This is a genomic window from Caulobacter sp. 602-1 (assembly GCF_003931565.1).
Lineage (GTDB): Bacteria > Pseudomonadota > Alphaproteobacteria > Caulobacterales > Caulobacteraceae > Caulobacter.
In genome coordinates, this window is sequence record NZ_RRYI01000020.1 from 1 (window position 1) to 537 (window position 537).

A 537-nucleotide genomic window follows, 5' to 3' on the forward strand; every position below is an offset into this window, starting at 1 on the left:
GGCTGGATCAGGCCGTTCTCCTCGGCCTTGGCGCGGACGCGGGCGCGGTCGACGCCGCGGCCGTCGTCGGTGATGGTGATCACCACCTCGGCGCCGGACTGGCGGGCGGCCAGCATGATCTTGCCCACGGTCGGCTTGCCGGCGGCGGCGCGTTGCTCGGCGCCTTCCAGGCCGTGGTCCGCCGAGTTGCGGATCAGGTGGATCAGCGGATCGGCCAGGCGCTCGATCACCGTCTTGTCCAGCTCGGTGGTCTCGCCTTCGGTCGACAGCTCGATCTGCTTGCCGGTGTCGCGCTCCAGATCGTGGATCAGGCGCCGGAAGCGGCCGAACAGCTGGGCGATCGGCACCATGCGCACGACCATCATGGTGTCGCGCATCTCGCTGGCCAGGCGCTCGATTTCCTCGGCCACCGCGCGCAGGGCGACGTCGGACGACGAGGCGGCCAGTTGCTTGAGGCGCGACTGGGCGATGACCAGCTCGCCCACCCGGTCCATCAGTTCGTCCAGGCGCTCGGCCGGAACGCGGACGGTGTCGCCG

1 pseudogene is annotated in these 537 nt (G+C 70.8%); it reads right to left on the reverse strand.

Going from position 1 to position 537, the window contains the following annotated elements:
* Window positions 1-537, reverse strand: a pseudogene (locus tag EIK80_RS25045) (chemotaxis protein CheA); the annotation flags it as partial.